We start from the raw sequence: 18,985 nt of genomic DNA on the forward strand, positions 1-18,985 counted from the left end.
TTGTAGCAATATTTAACTTGATGCTTATGTGGTTAGGTTTATATTCGGCATAGGAAATCCGGCTCTGGAGTTGCTATGCAAACCGAAATCAGCACATTGATTCAAGCGTATATTGAACAACGACGTCAAACGAAACTTGATGAAATAGAAAAGAAAAAGAACGTCAAAAATGGGGTGTCAGAAATTGAATTAGCTAATTTGAATGAACTTGCTCAAATTGCTTATCAAGATTTCAATGTTCAGGCATGGCTGACAAGTGCTGCGGTGAGAGCAAAACAAATCAGTTTAGCAACCCATGCGGTGAAGTTTACTCATGGCAGTGCGAAAGGTAGCAATATCTTAGCGCTAGCCACGAATACTGATGCTACTGATGCGCCATACCTTGATTCTTCCGCAATAGTGACCCCCGCAGTAGATGCTGTGGGTAATGCTGCTGCGTTAGATGTGGCGAAGTTACTCCAACTTGATGATGGCAATGCCACATTGGCTATTTATTTATCGCAAGGGGACGATCATGTTTTACGACCTCTAGCAAGCTGTGATGAACAATGCCAATTGTGGGCTGATGGGTTGCGTCAAGCATTAGAAGTTAAAACACCCAGTAGTCATACTTTAGCCAAACAGATTTATTTCCCTATTGGCGATAATCAATATCATCTTATTAGCCCGTTATATTCATCTGCTTTGGCTCATGAATTATTTCATCAGGTACAACATTCACGTTTTAGTGATGAAATGAAAGCCGCGAGGGATGCGCGTAAGAAAAATCAACCAAGTGATGTTGATGTGGTGCGTTACCCTGATTTAGCCATAACTATCAGCGGTGGCTCAAAACCACAGAATATTTCGCAATTAAATTCAAAACGTTATGGAAAAACCTATTTATTCCCTTGCACAGCACCGGACTGGAAAAGCCAATATCAACCACCGATGTTTGGCGCAAATTGGTTAGATAGCCGTGAAGTCGGTCGTAAGACGTATTATCAGGTTAAGTTATTAGCTGAATTTTTAATAAAAGCAAAACCATTTGATAGCACTCTTCGTATTCGTCAACGTCGAGATCAATTAGCAGATCAGATCATTGATACAGTTTTAACTTTAGCTGCTGCTCATCAAACAAATACCTGTGGCTGGAGTAAAGATAGTGAATTATCTTTTGCCCAACAATGCTGGCTTGATCCACAAGCCGAACACCTTTATAGCTGTGATTGGCAAACTGAGATCAGTCGTGATTTTGGCTTATGGCTTAATAATCGTTTAGAAAAAGCCAGTCAGCAGCAATTAATGTTAGGCAGTGAAGCGTTGCAACATTGGCAAGCATTATGTCATGACGCTATTCGTGAGGCAGGACGATGAGTTTATTTATCATTAAGAATATGCACATTGAAGGTGCAAACGCAATTGCAGGTTTCACTTATGGTTTCCCTGCTATTACCCAGTTTTTAGGGTTTGTGCATGCATTATCACGCAAAGTTGAACCTCAACATGGGATCAGTTTTGATGGCTGTGCGGTGATGTGTCATCAACATCAAGTGCATGCTTATCGAGGCAGTGATTGGGATGATTATGGCTTTGCATTAACCCGTAATCCGTTAGCGAAAGACGGTAAAACAGCGCCTATCGTTGAAGAAGGAAAAATGAACCTTTGTGTGTCGTTATTAATTGAATGCAAAGGTTTCAGTGGTGGTAACAGCGCCCAAGAACAACTTATCAGTGATGCCTTAAAAACGCTAGCATTAAGTCAACGTTGTGCTGGTGGACGTATTACTGATATTGAAATATGCCAATTTAAACCAATGCCCAATGAGGCAAGTGATTGTCGCAGAATATTACGACCGTTATTGCCCGGATTTATTTTATGTGATCGTAGTGATTATCTACAGCAACATGCTGAAAATAAAAATGATAGTCAAAATATGGTCATGAATTGGCTCGATTTTATTGCAGTAGGTTATCGCTATGAAATGCCCACTGATAGTGACAATGTAGAAGCGGAACAAGGCAAGTGGAAGTCTATTACTAAGCCTCAAAGCGGCTATTTAGTACCACTGATGATTGGTTACAAACAAATTAGTGATGTATTTGCTGCCGGAGAGGTGGCGAATGTTCGTGATAACACCACCCCATTTGCATTTACTGAGGCTGTTTATAGTGTCGGTGAGTGGATAGGCCGTCCGAGTCGGGTTGAATCTATCAATCAAATCTTATGGCGTTATCAATATAGTTCACCGTATTACTTATGCCGCGCCCAACAATCTATTCATTCTATTGAAAGTAATGAAGATTTCGACTTTTCTTATTAAATAGCCAAGGATGTATACAATGACAACGAAGTTAACCACACCATCAGTATTAGCTTTTGAAGGCAAATTGGCTTGCTCAGATGCCGTCATGGCAGCGGGTAATTGGAATGAAATAGCCACTAGTGCAAATTGGCAGCCTATCGCTGTTAATGAAAAATCAGTGCGCGGTACAATCTCTAATCGCATGAAAGGACCAAAAGCGAATGATCCGGCTAAATTAGATGCTGAAATTCAAAAGGCAAATTTACAAACGGTTGATAATGCCGCGTTATCATTTGACTGCGATACGCTCAAATTAACCTTTACGTTGCGTGTGCTTGGCGATTTAAATATCCCTTCTACGTGTAATAGCCCTGATTACCAAGCGGCATTAAGTCAATTAATTAAAGGTTATGTTACTGATCATGGGTTTAAAGAATTAGCGACACGTTACGCGACGAATCTTGCTAATGGTCGTTTCTTATGGCGTAACCGTGTTGGCGCTGAAAATGTGATGGTGACAGTACAGCATCATGATCAAGTATGGACGTTTGACAGTTTAGATTTCAGCTTACGCCAATTCGCAGCTGCAAAAGGTGATTTAGCGGCATTATCACAAGTGATCGAGCAAGGATTACTTGGCGAAAAAGCGACACTATTAACGGTGACTGCTTTTGTGCAATTAGGTCATGGACAAACGGTGTTCCCATCTCAAGAGTTGGTTATGAATACAGGCTCTGGTGATAAGAGTAAGTATTTGTATCAACTTAATGGTCAAGCGGCAATGCACTCTCAAAAAATTGGTAATGCATTACGTACCATTGATACATGGCATCCTGAAACAGAAGAAGTTGGACCGATTGCCGTTGAACCTTATGGCTCGGTCACTAATCGCGGTAAAGCGTACCGTCAGCCTAAAGAAAAAACAGATTTCTATAACTTATTAGATAACTGGTTATTGAAAGATAAAGCGCCTGAATTAGAGCAACAACATTATGTGATGGCGATGTTGGTGCGCGGCGGTGTATTTGGAGAATAGCGATTATGTTGTATTACATTGATATTCAAGTGCTGCCAGATTTAGAAACTTCTGCGGCAGTATTAATGAATAACTTATTTGCTAAATTACATCGTCAAATAGCAACTGTTGGTAATGGTGCTGTGGGGATCAGTTTTCCTAATGTGCATAAAACATTAGGTGATACGCTACGTTTACACGGTTCTCAAATAGCACTTGAACAAATGATGGCGAATACTTGGCTGAAAGGGCTAAGAGATTACACGCATGTAACGACTATTACAGAAATTCCGAGTGACATCAAAGGTTATCAAACCGTCAAGCGTGTACAGACTAAAAGTGCCAATAATAAGCGTAAGCGTTCGATTGCTAAAGGTTGGATCGGTGTAGATGAAGCGATCCATGCTATTCCTGGTACAGCAGAGCGTAAGTTAACTTTGCCTTATGTTCAAATACAAAGCTTATCTAATCAGAATGTGATGCGGGTGTTTATTGAGCATAGCCAAGTTGTGAGTGCTGCAACTGACGGTATATTTAGTAGCTATGGATTAAGTGCCACCGCAACGATCCCTGTATTTTAAGTGCTGTTTTGATTGTAATAGCAATAATGGGTTAGATGAGTAGTCATTTAACCCTTTTTTTTAGCCGTTATTAGTTGTATTTAAAATCAATGACTTATAATCAGCAGATAAAAAAGGGGTAAAAGAGGGTTTTTAGGGTTTTATTTAAATTAAACAATCGCTTATTATAGTTAAGCTTCAGTTCACTGCCGCACAGGCAGCTTAGAAACGTCGAGAACGTGCCTTTAATGCCGCCCCATAGTTCACTGCCGCACAGGCAGCTTAGAAACTCGTCTTGAACAGTGATTACGCCCGACGCTGGTTCACTGCCGCACAGGCAGCTTAGAAACGTAAACATTCCGCCAGCGAACCCCAGAACAGGTTCACTGCCGCACAGGCAGCTTAGAAAAGCGAACCCCAGAACAGCCGCCCCGACTGCGAGTTCACTGCCGCACAGGCAGCTTAGAAATGCATCGGAAAATAATGTAGATGCGTATGTGTGTTCACTGCCGCACAGGCAGCTTAGAAAACAAAATTAATTGGTATTGATGAAGATGGTTATGTTCACTGCCGCACAGGCAGCTTAGAAAATATTAAGATCACCACCACGAAAACCAGATGAGTTCACTGCCGCACAGGCAGCTTAGAAAATTGGAGTGGCACTGGCTGCGGCTCCAGCCATGTTCACTGCCGCACAGGCAGCTTAGAAAAAGCGTTAGCATATTCCTTAGCCCCTGCTGTTGTTCACTGCCGCACAGGCAGCTTAGAAATCGTTCCAATCGCAAAACACAAACATATTTTTAGTTCACTGCCGCACAGGCAGCTTAGAAATAAACGCTTTTCAATTGTTTGAACAGATTGCAGTTCACTGCCGCACAGGCAGCTTAGAAAAGAACCCGAATCACCAGAACCCGAATCACCAGGTTCACTGCCGCACAGGCAGCTTAGAAATGTGAGCATGAAATACAAGGTGGAAGCTAATTGTTCACTGCCGCACAGGCAGCTTAGAAATGATGCGATCATGCCTCACATTAAGGCGCGTTGTTCACTGCCGCACAGGCAGCTTAGAAAGTAGCCGCTAATTCGTGGCAAATCTGAAACAAGTTCACTGCCGCACAGGCAGCTTAGAAAACGAACGAGTTAATGTCCTCGAACCTCAACGGGTTCACTGCCGCACAGGCAGCTTAGAAAGCAGAACTCAGCGAACCTGTACTAAATAATAAGTTCACTGCCGCACAGGCAGCTTAGAAAGAACCATGAATGCCACCCGTTCCTAGGTCGAAGTTCACTGCCGCACAGGCAGCTTAGAAAATGTTGACGGAAAAAGACAAAGTAGGCATCAAGTTCACTGCCGCACAGGCAGCTTAGAAATGACTTATGAGATTGTTTAGCTCGATATTTGAGTTCACTGCCGCACTGGCAGCTTAGAAAAAACTCTGAATTGATGACGCTATGTGGTCAGTGTTCACTGCCGCACAGGCAGCTTAGAAAAGCACAGTTCCAGCAATACGCAGTTAAGGCGAGTTCACTGCCGCACAGGCAGCTTAGAAATATGCGCGGTCGTGGTTTGCACGGCTATCGTGGTTCACTGCCGCACAGGCAGCTTAGAAAATAGCTTGCCATGATCTAATAATACGACCTCGGTTCACTGCCGCACAGGCAGCTTAGAAATAAGCCCGGAAATATTTACAGATTTAACAGGAGTTCACTGCCGCACAGGCAGCTTAGAAAAAGATGCCACATAAGAGACATTTCGAAAGATTGTTCACTGCCGCACAGGCAGCTTAGAAATTATAATGTTCACTCACTAGCCGATTGATACGTGTTCACTGCCGCACAGGCAGCTTAGAAAAACCACCGCCAACGTGGCGATAAATACGCTTAGTTCACTGCCGCACAGGCAGCTTAGAAAGTTGATGCAAACACTTTACCCTCAGCATTAATGTTCACTGCCGCACAGGCAGCTTAGAAAAGTGATTCTCGCCATCTAAATCAGGCTCAGGAGTTCACTGCCGCACAGGCAGCTTAGAAATAACATCATCGCAGCATGGAACTAATAAGTGGGTTCACTGCCGCACAGGCAGCTTAGAAAGTCTTTAGTGCTGATCACATCTGCAGCTGCTTGTTCACTGCCGCACAGGCAGCTTAGAAAGAATGACAGACAAGACGGTTTAAGTGTTTATTGTTCACTGCCGCACAGGCAGCTTAGAAACTACGAGGTTATTGTTACGCAATGGTTTATTAGTTCACTACCGTATAGGTAGTTTAGGGACGTGTTAAATATGAATAACGTGAATGCGTTAGGCTAACTACCGTACTGGTAGCCTTTAGATAATTAAACAGGAAGCTCTCGCGATAACGATAAATTGAATTGAGGGGTGAAGCGGTTAGATTTACATCAAAAGGTTAACTATAAAGTCCACCATTCGCTGGACTTTATGTTGTTAGTCACATGCTGCTTACTGATTATTCTCATATTCAAATTCAATCCACGCTTTTTCCAATTCAATGAGGCTCGCTGCAATCTCAACGTGGCTTCTTTTTTGAATGATTAATTGTCGAACGTGTTTTTGCTGTATAAAAATATCCTGACGTTTATTATCTATAAAGTAATTTCGCAATCCTTTTGCCTGATCCATATACTGATATCCAATATAAAACGGTGTATATCAAAATAGTACATTTATTGTGGTTATTCTCAAGTGCTTGATGGACTGAATGGATAGTTCGTGCGTTTATTTGCTTATGGCGTATCAAGACTGAAACAGTTTATGCCATTATATAAAGGGGAGGGGATGTGACGAATTATGCTAATTTTTATAGATTGAGGCTGGTTAGAGAAGAAATACCCGCCATTAAAGCTTAATAACGGGTACAGATATCGCTATCGAATAACGTTTTTGAAGTGCTTCTTACGTGTAAATAAGAAGTCTACATCTGGCGGGAAGTCTTTATTGTTTTTAGCATGTGTCATCATGTCAAAGACTTTAAATTCCGCTAAGACAGCAAAGGAATAAGGGACAAATTCACCTTCGCCATTTGCTTGTAAAGTAGGATCGTAATACTTACCATCTTTAAAAATAATCGCTTGGTCAATGATTGTTGCTTCATTACAGCGATAACCTAAAACATAGCGATCACCACGACAGTAAATCACATTCATATAACTGTTATAGAATGTTTCATCTTCAGTGGTTGTACAGGCCGCTAATACCTCAGGATCCATTGCCTCTACCGTTACAATACGGACTTTCTCGGCAATAAAATTGCGTTCTTCTAGTTGTTGATGAATAGCTTCAAGACTTAATTGAGTCACTTTTAATACCGCAGAAATCAATAAAAACGGCCGAATTATACGCCCGTTTGTTCTGAATGTCTTCGAAAAAACAGTATTGAGTACGGAATAATTGTGTGTTCTAGGGCGCGCAATCCTTTCTAATTTGAGAATAGGTTGTAATTATTGATAACGAATTGATTATCAATTGTATTTATTGACAAAAAATTCACGAATGCAAAGAATGTAAATTTAATGCAAATGGTAATGGTTATCACTTATATTCCTGTTCGTGGTTTAACACTAACGTTTGATAAAAACAAACAGTGGACAGCCAAAATCACCTCTACGGTGGGTAGGTTTCAATACAGAGTATCTTCAAAAGCGGGCTATTGTTCGTTTTTTAAGATGCAGTAGTAGTAAGAACAACCCATCTATATTGGTTTTATTCTCAAAGATACGGTAATTGGAGATAACGGAATATGTTTTCTAAAAGTCAGCTAACACTATTGATTGGCGCGGTATTATCAGCGCCGATTGCTCATGCAGAAATAACAGATACAGATGAGCACATGGTGGTCACCGGGCGTGATTATGGCTATAAGGCTGACACTAATTCGACCGCAATGCGAATGGAGATGACACAACTAGAAACGCCAGGACAAGTTGCCGTTATCGATGAGAAGCTAATTGATGAACAGCGTGCAAGTACCTTAGGGGAAGTGTTGCAAAATGACGCAAGTATTTCAGCGGGTGGCACCAGTCGTAACCGTGAGCGTTTTTCTTTACGTGGTTTTGAATTAGGCAGTAGTAGTGGTTTCTTACGTGATGGCCACCAGCATTGGTCGCATTACCGCCAACCAGTTGAGTTATTAGAGCGTGTTGAAGTTATGAAAGGCCCTGCGGGTTTGCTTTATGGCCAATCAGCACCTGGTGGCTTAGTCAATATGGTGTCAAAAAAGCCAACCTATGAAACACAAATGAATTTCAGCCAAGATGTGGGTTCAAATAATCATACCCGTAGTGTGTTAGATGTCAGTGGTTCACTTAATGCTGATCAAACACTGCGTGGACGCGTAGTATTAGCGAAAGAAGACTACGACTCATGGCGTAAGTTCAGTGATGGTTCAACGCCATCAACAGATCGCTTTGTTGGCGGTATGTTCCTTGATTATGATGTTAATGATAACGTGATGGTGTCATTACATTATGATCGCACTCAAGATAAAGGCAGCGTAGATTCTGGCGCTTATATTGTCGATGGTAAGCCAGTTATGGGCCGTGATCATGTGTGGGACGCACAATGGTCTGAAATTGATAATGATGTACAGAATGTTGGCTTTGATATTAAAGCGCAATTGAATGATACATGGGCATTGAATACTGGTTTTAATTACCAAGATTTTGTTCGTAACGATAAAGAAAGTTACCCTAGTTTTAGTAATTTTGAAGAAAATGGCACCATTAAACAAGGTGGTAGTGATCGCCATGATGAATGGGCATTTAAAACCGCTTACACCGATTTTGTGGGTGAGTTTGATACGCTAGGTATGCAACATCAGCTATTAGTTGGTGCGAACTGGTTAGGTTATAGCTACGACCGTTTCCAGCGTTCATTTGATTCAGTCGATGTTAAGCCAGGTCAAACAACACCTACACCAGTATATTCAAATAAAGATCCAAAAGTGTCTAATTCTTCATATGATGCATGGGGTTTCTATGCGCAAGACATGATCACCTTGAATGATAACTGGCAAGTGCTGGCTGGCATCCGTTTTGATCGCCAAGTGAAGAGTGGCATTGCTGAAGAAGCAGTATCACCTAAATTAGCGGCAATTTATCATCCTGCAGAGAATGGCTCTATTTACTTAGCTTATTCTGAAAGTTTTGAGCCTCAAGGTGTGGTGTCTTCTGATTACACCAATGCGGGAGATAACCTTGATCCGTTACGTGGTAAGCAATATGAGCTTGGCACCAAGTGGGAATTATTAAATAAACGTTTATTTGCAACAGCGGCAGTATTTAATATTACGCAAGAAAATTCAAAGATTGCTGTTGGACCTGATAATAATCAAACACTAACCCAAGCGGGTGAACGGGTACATAATGGTGTCGAGTTTGCGTTACAAGGTAACATTACTGATAAACTAAGCATGAATGCTTCTGCTATGTACCTTGATGCGGAATACACTAAAGATCAGAATTATGAAGGTAATCGTCCTGTTGATGTGCCTGAGTTTGCAGCAAGTGTGTGGTCAACCTATAACGTAACACCTGCGACAGATGTCAACCTTGGTGTTATCTATGAAGGATCACGTTTTGGTGATGCAGCCAATACCTTTAAGAAAGACGGTTATACCCGGGTTGATGTGGGTGTCGCTCATACTTATAAATATGACGATAAATTGGATATCATTGGTCGTGTAAATGTAGAGAATTTGTTTGATACTGACTACATGGCGGGTGGTGGTTCAACCAGCAAAGATTATGTGGGCGCAACAGGTGTAACCCTAGGTGAAGGGCGTAACTTTATGGCAACCATTGAGTTTAAGTATTAATAAGTAAGTTGAATATTTAAGGGGGAGTCTTAACTTCCCCTTGTTGCGATCTGAATGTGGCGGTCTATAAACTGTTAATCATAATAGTTATTGTTTATAGTTCGCCAACTTTGCGGTGCTTTTTATTTTTAACACCACTTTTTTGTTTTTTGGTTATTACAGATAACGATTGATTGAATATTATGAATTTTATTAAAACGAGCCTGGCTATTGTTATTCTCAGTATTACTTCTGGAGCGCATGCTTCTAGTCTTGATAATGCACGTTCGATTGAAAATAGTACTAATACTGCATCAGCAGTGAGTCAGAATAAAATAGACAAAAGTGCAGATTCAGTCTTAGCAATGAAAGCCAGTATGGAACAGCTGCAAGAAGAAGTGAAAAACTTAACGGTTTATCATGATCACCTTGCGCGATTGGTAAAAAATCAAGCGCAAGAAGTGACGTCTATTGATCAACAAATTACTGACATTAAGCAAACCCGTCAAGGTGTGGTGCCATTGATGTACCAAATGATTGATGGCTTGAAGACCATTGTTGAGCACGATAAGCCGATTAAACGTCAAGCGCGTTTGGTGCGAGTGGGTAAACTTGAAACCATGATGTCACAAGCCGATATTAGCGATGCTGAAAAATTCCGTCGTATTTTAGAAGCTTATCAAATTGAAATGGATTACGGCACCAAGCTTGCTGCTTATCAAGCAAAAATAACCCTTGCTGATAACAAAACCCTCGAAGTGAATGTGTTGCATTTAGGTCGCATTGCTTTGGTTGCCCGTAGTTTAAATGGTAGCCATTACTGGAGTTGGAATACAGCCGCTAAACAATGGCAGCCTGTTGACGCAAGTGAGGGGACAAATATCGATAAAGCATTTGCGATTGCTGATAACCAAGCTGCACCAAGTTTAATTACCTTACCTGTTTCAGGTGTATCAACTAGCGTAGAGAGTAAATAACATGAAATTAAAAACGTTAGTTGCCGCATTATGTATTGCAAGTTTGCCATTGACCGTTAATGCAGAATCTGTAGTAAAGCAAGCACAACAAGAGCATAGCCAACAGGCTCAGCATAATGTTCAACGTGAAGCGGGCTTTAATAGCACTCATCATAATATTAAAGCGCAATACAATGCGTTATTAGCTGAACGTAATAAATTAAAGGCTGCTACAGAAGTATTAAGTACAACTTTTAGTGCTAATGAACAACATTTAGCGACGTTAGAGCAACAATTACGGCTAGAAAGTGGCAGCTTAGGCGAGTTATTTGGTGTGGTGCGTCAAACCGCCAAAGAAGTACAAGCAGAACAACAACATGCTGTAACCGCGATTGATAACAGCCAAGATAACGCCGTTGTGAATGAGATTGTTGCTGCGAAAGTCTTGCCATCAATGGTGCAATTGCAAGGTTTATGGCAAGCAATGACTGATCAGATTGTTGCGAGCGGGCAAATTGCGAAAGTCACCGTGCCATACATTAACGGTGATGGTGAACAAAGTGATATTCAGGCATTGCGTTTAGGTAGTATTGGCTTAGTGGGTGATAACGGCTATCTCAATTGGGATGGTAGCCAACATGTGGCAATGGCGTATTTACAGCAACCTGAACATGCACCGACATTGGCTGATTACGATCAACTAATCTCTACGGGCAATGACATGCTGGTGGTCGATCCTTCACGTGGGGTGATGCTAGAGCAATTAGCCCAAGCACCGACATTAATGGATCGTCTGCAAGCAGGTGGCGCAGTTGGCAAAATCATTCTATTACTACTGGCTATTGGTGCCGGTATTGCGATTTTCCGTGGTGTGAAATTAGCCATTATTCGTCAACAAATCAAAGCACAGCTAAAGCAACCTTCTAAGCCGGGTAATAATCCACTGGGTCATATTCTAGCGGTTTATAACAAAGAGCAAAGCCGCAGCGTTGAAGCGTTAGAATTGCGTTTATTAGAAACGATTGTTGATGAACAACAAGGGCTAGAAAAAGGCCTGTCAATGCTGAAACTGTTTGCTGCGTTAGCGCCGATGTTAGGTTTGCTAGGTACAGTAACAGGCATGATTGAAACCTTCCAAGTGATCACTCAGTTTGGTAATGGCGATCCAAAAGTGATGGCGGGGGGGATTTCAATGGCACTGGTGACCACGGTTCTAGGCTTAGTGGCGGCGATGCCATTGCTATTGGCGCATAACATTTTAAGTTCTCAAGCTGAAAATATTCGTATGATCCTTGAAAAACAAGGTATTAGCTTGGTGGCGGAACAAGCCGAGAAAAATGACCACCGTGGTATTAAAAATTCTGGCATGACAACTGAACAGGCCGCCTAATGGATAGCAGCGTATTACAAACGTGGTGGTTATCACTGTCGCATTTTATGGCGCAAGGCGGTGTGATTTTATGGTGGTTAGCCGCTGTGGTTGCGGTGTTGTGGTTATTGGTGTTTGAACGGGTTATTTACCTTGTGTTTTACTTTCCACAACAACAGCAACAATGGATAACATTATGGGCAGCACGTGCTGATCATCAATCTTGGTATGCTCATGCAATTCGAGATGGCTGGTTGAGTGATGCTAAAATAGCGTTAAACAAAAACCTTAATTTTATTAAAGTGTTAGTCGCTATTTGTCCCATGTTAGGTTTACTTGGCACGGTTACGGGTATGATTTCAGTATTTGATGTAATGGCAACCCAAGGCAGTAGCCAACCGCGATTGATGGCGTCAGGAATTTCACTGGCGACATTACCAACTATGGCGGGCATGGTGGCAGCACTAGCGGGGATGTTTATTCATGCTCGATTGGCAAAAGCGTGTCAAATGCGTGAGTTAAAATTAGAAAAATCATTAAGGAGTCAACAATGAGACTCAGTCGTCGCTCGTCAGTGCGTGAAGATGCACAAATAGATTTAACCTCGATGTTAGATATCGTTTTCATCATGTTGATTTTCTTTATTGTTACTAGTTCTTTTGTGCGTGAATCTGGGGTTGAAGTGAATCGCCCGCAAGCAAGCCATGTGGTTAGCCAAAAAGATGCGGGTATTTTTGTCGCTATTACCGCAGCAAATGATATTTATATTGATAAGCGAGTTGTTGATGCCGAACGTGTGCAAGCAACACTTGAGCACATGTTAACAGAACAACCTGATGCCGCATTAGTGATTCAAGCGGATGAACATGCTTATAACGGTACGGTCGTTAAGGTGATGGATGCTGCAAAAGGTGCAGGGGTGAAGAATATTGCTTTGGCGGCGGAGAAAAACTAATGATGCGCATATTAATGGCGTTGCCATTGGCGCTCGCGGTGGCTTTAGGTCTGTTTACGCTGATGGCATGGATGGTCGATAACGGTAATCATCAACCTCAAGATAATACACCGCCGTTAGCGTTTAATATGGTGATGGTAGAACACGAACAAGCGCCACAGCGTCGTCAGCGTGTTGCTCCACCACCGCCAGAAACGCCAACGCCACCACCTGAAGCGCAACCGTCGCAGTCACAAGCGGCAACATCAACGACAATGCCAATGGCGTCAATTCCTAGCTTAGGTTTAGATACGTCTATTCATGGTTTAGCGGTTAACGCGCCTAAATTTACTGATTTCAGTAGTGCAGCAGCAATAGGTGACGGATTAGGTAAATCTCAACAAGCAATGCCTCTTTATCGCGTTGAGCCGCGTTATCCATCTCGAGCTTTACGCCAAGGTAAAGAAGGTTATGTGGTGCTTAAATTCACCATTGATACTCAAGGTCGACCAATCGATATTGCTGTTATGGATGCTAAGCCTCGTCGTTTATTTGATAAGGAAGCCATTCGTGCATTACGTAAGTGGAAGTACCAACCACAAGTCGTTAATGGCACGGCTATGGCACAACAAGGGCAGACAGTACGTCTTGAATTTAGGTTGAATCAATAATGAAAAAGATTGCTTTTATTGTCGCGTTAACCTTATCGGCCTCACTGCCATTATCAAATGCTTATGCAAGTGGTGGTCAGTTATCACAAGCAACAGCCCATAAGGTTCAACGTGCCAATAATTTACAGTTAGATAATAAGCTTGATCAAGCCGTGGCAATATTAGCTGAAATGAACCCACGTTCTGCCTACGATAAAGCGTATGTGCAACGAATGCTGGGGGTGTTTTATTGGCAGCAAGGGAAACAGTCACAAGCTATTTCTTTGTTAACAAAAGCAGTAAACAGTGGTTTGTTGCATGATGATCAAGCATGGGCGACTGAACGCATGTTGGCTGATATTTTGTTATCAGAAGCTAAATATAGCCAGGCGCTACCGCATTATTATAAGTTGACTAAAAATATTCCTGCTAAGCAAAAAGGGGATGAATTGTGGCTTCGGATTGCTCAAGCGCATTACCAGCAAGCACAATGGCAGCAAGTGTTAACCGCGATGAAGCATTATGATGGTTATCGTCTTAAAGACGCAATGTCACCGTTATCGATTAAGCTTGGGGCACAGTTACAACTTAAACAGTGGCAAGGTGCTTCGGCAACATTGAATCGTTTAATCGCACTTGAACCAAATAAGTTAATTTGGTGGCAGCAATTAGCCAGTATTCAAATGCGAACAGGTAAAAATGCTGATGCATTAGCGACATTAAAGTTAGCAAAATACCAAGGGGTGGCACTGAGTCAGCAAGATCTTAAAGTATTAGCCCAATTGTATGCTCAACGTGGTATTCCAGAACGTGCAGCGGAACAAATAGCCGCATTGAAAGATGCCAATAGTGATAAGACGTTATTAATTGAACAAGCTAATTACTGGCAAATGGCACGTGAATGGAATAAAGCTATCGCATTGTGGGCAGTAGTAGCGAATAAAGATAACCATTATCGCTGGCAGTTATCACAATTGCTATTGCAAGAAGGACATTATCAACGAGCACTAACTGAGCTTAATCGTGTTAAACGTAAAGATAAACGCGCTGACGTTGAATTAGCAAAGGTACGTATTTATTACAAATTGAATAAATTCGATCAAGCCATTATTCATGCTAAGCAAGCAAATAACATTCAGGCATCGTCTGCCGCCAAAAGTTGGATTAAATATTTAGGCCAGATGCGAAAGATGGATGTAAGCGCTTAATAGCTAGTGCAATAAACTAATAAGGTATTATTTTATAAAAGCGAGTTATTAAGCTCGCTTTTTTTATATAGAACAGAAGCTTCTTTCTCATAAATAGCATTAACTCTTCAATAAATATATATCCAAAGCATAGTTATTTAGTGCTACTATTTATATAGGCATATAGTATACTTGTGCGCATAAAAATCGTCATCGGTTGACATTTCGTTGTGCTATTATTTTAGGTTAGATAAATGAAGCGTTCTTCTTCTATTTTTAATAAAGAATTAAATTATAATATATTGGTTTTTTTTATTGCTATATATTTTGGGATTGTCTTAAATATTCCACTATGGCAAAAGTTTTATGAAATACTATCAAAACTAGAAATCGTGAGTGTGGGTTTTATAATATCACTCCCTATCTTTCTTATTGCTGCGCTTAACATTATTTTCCAACTTTTAGCATGGCCTTATATTGGGCGTTTATTGTTTAGTGTTCTTACCTTTATTTCAGCTATAACAGCTTATGCATCATATCATTATGGAATTATTTTTGATTATGGAATGATGGAGAATATATTTGAAACCAATAGTGGTGAGGCACTTTCTTATCTAAGTTTATCTGGTTTTATAACTATTTTCACTCTTGGTATTATTCCTTGTTTATTTATTATAGCTATAAAGGTAAAGAAGCAATCTTTTCTTAAAACATTTGTAATATATAAAATAATATCCATTGTTGCATCTATTATTGTTATTGTATTAGTTGCTGCCTTCTTCTACAAAGACTATGCGTCTGTAGGGCGTAATAATAAATATCTTAATCGAGTAATTAACCCGTCATATGTTTATACTGGTATTAAATATATTGATCGAACTTATTTAACTAAACCTATCCCTTATCAACACATTGGCACTGATGCTAAGTTGGTAACGACAACAACATCTAATGGTAAACCGACGTTGTTTGTGTTTGTTCTTGGTGAAACCGCTCGCTCTCAAAATTATCAAGTAAATGGCTATGATCGCACAACAAATCGATATACTCAGCCTGATAATATGATTTCATTTAAAAATGTATCATCTTGTGGCACCGCTACAGCCGTCTCTGTTCCTTGTATGTTCTCTGCAATGAATCGCAGTAACTATAAAAAAGCGATTGCCTATAACCAAGATACATTTATTGATATTCTGCATCGCGCTGGCATTTCGATATTGTGGAAAGAAAACGATGGCGGAGATAAAGGGGTAGGTGATCGTATTCAAAAAATAACCTTGAACCATAGTACTGAAGATCCATTATGTGATGGTGAATCATGCCTTGATATGGCGCTATTGAATAATTTCGATCAAGAAGTGGCGAATATGAAGGGCAGCAAGTTTATTACGCTACATATAATGGGAAGTCACGGACCAACATATTATAAACGTTATCCTAAAGATCGCGCATTTTTCAAGCCGGACTGTCAACGTGCTGATATTGAAAATTGCACTAAAGAACAAATAGTAAATAGCTATGATAATACAATTTTGTATACCGATTATATGATCAGCCAATTGATCAAAAAGTTAAAAGGTTACAGTGATAAATATAATACCGCGTTATTTTATATTTCAGATCACGGTGAATCACTAGGTGAAGACGGTTTATATTTACATGGCACACCTTATAGTTTAGCGCCTAAATACCAAACAACAGTGCCAATGATGATGTGGTTCTCTAAAGGTTTTTCTCAAGATCGTGGGTTAAATCTCACTTGCCTTAAAAGCCTTGCCACTAACGCGAAGCAAGGGGATTATTCACAAGATAATGTCTTTAGTTCCATGTTAGGTATTATGAATGTGAAGACGTCTGTTTATAAACCGAAGCAAGATATTTTTCGTCAATGTCGTACTAATTAGACAGTTTATATAGATCAACGTTAAATATTACCCCTAATGATCTTTTATTAGGGGTTTATTTTTTTATAGCCTTTATTATCCTCGCACCTCGCACCTCGCACCTCGCACCTCGCACCTCGCACCTCGCACCTCGCACCTCGCACCTCGCACCTCGCACCTATTTCGTAACGCGTTTCTAACCAACGTAAACAATGTAAATTGAATGCCAATAAGAACGATTATCAATTAAATTATCATTATTCCAGTTACTCTTATGCATGATGTTAGTGATGGTGTTAAAAAATAAAGCCGTGCAACTATGGGCGCGACGTTTACATATTTATATTTCAATGGCACTACTGCTGGTGGTGTTATTTTTTGCTATCACAGGCATTACATTAAATCGACCGCATCTTTTTGTTAGCCAATCACCAAATGTGGTTGAGCAACAACTTGTAATTCCCAATGAGTTATTAGCGTCAGAAAAAGGGCCTTTTGCACCAAATCGTTCTGCATTAATAGCATATCTTGCCAAGCATGGTGAGGTTCGTGGAACACCGTCAGCTATAGATATTTTTACAGATATCGATGGCGATGAGTTAGTCGAAGGTGAAATTTCACTGGATTATAAAGGCCCTGGTTATAACGCCACGGTATTTATTGATATGACAACCGCACAAGCCACTATTGAAAGTACCCATTATGGTGTGATTGCAGTGCTTAATGATCTCCATAAAGGGCGTAATAGTGGTGAGGTTTGGCGCTGGTTTATTGATATTACTGCAGTATTAATGGTGTTGTTTGTTTTAACTGGTGTGTGTTTATTGATCCCTAAAAAGAAAACTTTTCGAACGTCATTGAAATGGATGGGGTTGGGCTCTGTGGTGAGTTTACTGATTTATATTGTTGCTGTGCCATAAGCCAGTATTTGATTGTCGATTTTATTGAAGGTTCATTATGACCGTGTTTCACACCATCAAAAAACCATTATTGGTCGCGTTATTGTTAACACCATTGGCCAGTGCAATAGCTAAACCCGTACCGGAAGCGGCACAACTAGAAGTGAATTTTGCGCTACCGGCTATTGATACCACCATGTATGCCCGTCCTTATGTTGCGGTTTGGGTTGAAGATGCAGATCGTAAACCCGTACGAACTGTGCAGTTGTGGGTAGGTAAAGATGAATGGTTGAAAGATTTACGCAGCTGGTGGCGCAAAGTAGGACGTTATGATCGTGAGTTAGTTGATGCGGTAACGTCAGCCACCCGTCCTGCTGGTGAATATAAATTTGTCTGGGATGGTTTAAATGATAAAGGCCAGCGAGTAGATCAAGGTAATTATACTTTCTACGTTGAAGTTGTGCGTGAACATGGTGGCCGCAACTATTTACGACAAAAAATTGAGCTAGGCGAAAACGCGTTTAGCCATGTCATTGCACCGACAGAAGAAACAGGTGCTATTCAACTTAACTATAAACTTTGAGTAATAGTAACGTTATGAAAAATAATAAAATAAAAGCGTTTTCTCTGGCATGTGCGGTGATTGCAGGCTTAACGGTATCAGCAACAGCAAATGCACACCCTCGTTGGATATTACCTTCACATTTTACCGTATCAAAAGAGGGTGGCGATTGGTTATCTTTTGATGTTACCGCGTCACACGGCACGTTTGTTTATGATAAGCCAGCAAGTACAGAAACAGCTGAAGTGATCATGCCTGATGGGCGTAATGAGCGTCCTAATTTTACTATTCGTGGTAAACGTCGTGCTATTTTTGATTTTTACTTTGAAGAGCAAGGCACACATAAAATTCAAGTAAATCAAACGCCAGTATATTTTACTCAATACAAAGCGGGTCGTCGTGACACCGTGAAATGGATCGCTGCTAACAAAGTTGAGCGTGATGCTGTATTACCACCAAAATCACGTGACGTTGTCACTCAAGTGGGTTACACCCGTGCTGAAACATACGTAACTGTAGGTAAGCCAAGCACTAAGGCAATGGAGATTACGGGCAAATATTTAGAGTTGCTTCCGATCACTCACCCAGCCGATATTATTGAGGGTGAGCCAGTGACATTCCAATTTTACTTTAATGGTAAACCACAAGCAGGCGTTGTAGCGGAAGTAACCCGTGAAGGAACGTTATACCGTAATCATCAACAACAGATTGATGTTATCAGTGATAAAGACGGTAAGGTGACTTTCACACCTGAAATTGCGGGTCGCTATATTATGAAAGCTAACTACCGCGGTGAAGTTGCTAATAACCCAATGGTAGATACTGCTAACGTTAACGTGCATATCACTTTTGAAGCATCGCTACACTAACTATT

17 protein-coding genes and 1 CRISPR repeat array are annotated in these 18,985 nt (G+C 40.8%); of the genes, 15 read left to right on the plus strand and 2 right to left on the minus strand.

The genetic code is table 11. The features are described from left to right. Positions 1–75: 75 nt before the first annotated feature. From csy1 to cas6f, 4 genes are read left to right on the plus strand one after another with little or no spacing between them, the layout of a single operon-like run. A complete protein-coding gene (gene csy1 / locus ACJZU6_RS18700) occupies positions 76–1,356 on the plus strand; it encodes a type I-F CRISPR-associated protein Csy1 (protein WP_408901071.1) in 1,281 nt (426 codons plus the stop codon). After that, a complete protein-coding gene (csy2, locus tag ACJZU6_RS18705; protein ID WP_327779596.1) occupies positions 1,353–2,303 on the plus strand; it encodes a type I-F CRISPR-associated protein Csy2 in 951 nt (316 codons plus the stop codon). Before csy1 ends, csy2 begins: the two co-directional genes overlap by 4 nt. Positions 2,304–2,322: 19 nt before the next feature. Further along, complete coding sequence (gene csy3, locus ACJZU6_RS18710) at positions 2,323–3,321, plus strand: type I-F CRISPR-associated protein Csy3 (protein WP_408901072.1); 999 nt, start codon at positions 2,323–2,325, stop codon at positions 3,319–3,321. A gap of 5 nt (positions 3,322–3,326) precedes the next feature. After that, a complete protein-coding gene (cas6f, locus tag ACJZU6_RS18715; protein ID WP_327779598.1) occupies positions 3,327–3,881 on the plus strand; it encodes a type I-F CRISPR-associated endoribonuclease Cas6/Csy4 in 555 nt (184 codons plus the stop codon). Positions 3,882–4,061: 180 nt separating this feature from the next. Further along, a CRISPR array of direct repeats spans positions 4,062–6,072; the repeat unit is 28 nt; unit sequence GTTCACTGCCGCACAGGCAGCTTAGAAA. 247 nt (positions 6,073–6,319) lie between these two features. On the opposite strand, the gene ACJZU6_RS18720 is transcribed toward cas6f, so the two are convergent. Beyond that, on the minus strand, positions 6,320–6,499 hold the full coding sequence (locus ACJZU6_RS18720) for a hypothetical protein (protein ID WP_408901073.1): 180 nt from the start codon (positions 6,497–6,499) through the stop codon (positions 6,320–6,322). A gap of 245 nt (positions 6,500–6,744) precedes the next feature. Next, positions 6,745–7,176 carry a hypothetical protein gene (locus ACJZU6_RS18725; protein ID WP_080156542.1) on the minus strand — a complete coding sequence of 144 codons (432 nt, stop codon included), beginning with the start codon at positions 7,174–7,176 and terminating at the stop codon, positions 6,745–6,747. Between the two features lie 440 nt (positions 7,177–7,616). On the opposite strand from ACJZU6_RS18725, the gene ACJZU6_RS18730 reads away from it, so the two are divergent. The 11 genes from ACJZU6_RS18730 (at position 7,617) to ACJZU6_RS18780 (ending at position 18,980) form a co-directional block, all read left to right on the plus strand. Continuing rightward, positions 7,617–9,692: a TonB-dependent siderophore receptor gene (locus ACJZU6_RS18730; protein WP_408901074.1), complete on the plus strand. Its 2,076-nt coding sequence runs from the start codon at positions 7,617–7,619 to the stop codon at positions 9,690–9,692. Between the two features lie 182 nt (positions 9,693–9,874). Continuing rightward, complete coding sequence (locus ACJZU6_RS18735; RefSeq protein WP_107275490.1) at positions 9,875–10,648, plus strand: DUF3450 domain-containing protein; 774 nt, start codon at positions 9,875–9,877, stop codon at positions 10,646–10,648. 1 nt (position 10,649) lies between these two features. Then, entirely contained in the window at positions 10,650–12,017 is a 1,368-nt protein-coding gene (locus ACJZU6_RS18740; RefSeq protein ID WP_408901075.1) for a MotA/TolQ/ExbB proton channel family protein, read from the plus strand. Continuing rightward, entirely contained in the window at positions 12,017–12,550 is a 534-nt protein-coding gene (locus tag ACJZU6_RS18745) for a MotA/TolQ/ExbB proton channel family protein (RefSeq protein ID WP_408901076.1), read from the plus strand. The genes ACJZU6_RS18740 and ACJZU6_RS18745 overlap by 1 nt, the downstream gene beginning before the upstream one ends. Then, positions 12,547–12,951 (plus strand): biopolymer transporter ExbD, encoded by a 405-nt coding sequence (locus ACJZU6_RS18750; RefSeq protein WP_036789967.1) that lies wholly within the window; start codon positions 12,547–12,549, stop codon positions 12,949–12,951. The genes ACJZU6_RS18745 and ACJZU6_RS18750 overlap by 4 nt, the downstream gene beginning before the upstream one ends. Then, positions 12,951–13,601 (plus strand): energy transducer TonB, encoded by a 651-nt coding sequence (locus ACJZU6_RS18755; protein ID WP_107275492.1) that lies wholly within the window; start codon positions 12,951–12,953, stop codon positions 13,599–13,601. Before ACJZU6_RS18750 ends, ACJZU6_RS18755 begins: the two co-directional genes overlap by 1 nt. Beyond that, positions 13,601–14,788, plus strand: a complete 1,188-nt coding sequence (locus tag ACJZU6_RS18760) for a hypothetical protein (protein WP_408901077.1) — start codon at positions 13,601–13,603, stop codon at positions 14,786–14,788. Before ACJZU6_RS18755 ends, ACJZU6_RS18760 begins: the two co-directional genes overlap by 1 nt. A 233-nt stretch (positions 14,789–15,021) precedes the next feature. After that, positions 15,022–16,671 (plus strand): phosphoethanolamine transferase, encoded by a 1,650-nt coding sequence (locus ACJZU6_RS18765; protein ID WP_408901078.1) that lies wholly within the window; start codon positions 15,022–15,024, stop codon positions 16,669–16,671. A 269-nt stretch (positions 16,672–16,940) separates the two neighbouring features. After that, complete coding sequence (locus tag ACJZU6_RS18770) at positions 16,941–17,570, plus strand: PepSY-associated TM helix domain-containing protein (protein WP_080155898.1); 630 nt, start codon at positions 16,941–16,943, stop codon at positions 17,568–17,570. Positions 17,571–17,607: 37 nt separating this feature from the next. Next, positions 17,608–18,132: a DUF2271 domain-containing protein gene (locus ACJZU6_RS18775; protein ID WP_408901079.1), complete on the plus strand. Its 525-nt coding sequence runs from the start codon at positions 17,608–17,610 to the stop codon at positions 18,130–18,132. A 14-nt stretch (positions 18,133–18,146) separates the two neighbouring features. Further along, a complete protein-coding gene (locus ACJZU6_RS18780; protein ID WP_297481959.1) occupies positions 18,147–18,980 on the plus strand; it encodes a DUF4198 domain-containing protein in 834 nt (277 codons plus the stop codon). Positions 18,981–18,985: the final 5 nt, after the last annotated feature.

Source organism: Photobacterium piscicola (assembly GCF_046058925.1).
In the GTDB taxonomy this organism is placed as follows: domain Bacteria; phylum Pseudomonadota; class Gammaproteobacteria; order Enterobacterales; family Vibrionaceae; genus Photobacterium; species Photobacterium piscicola.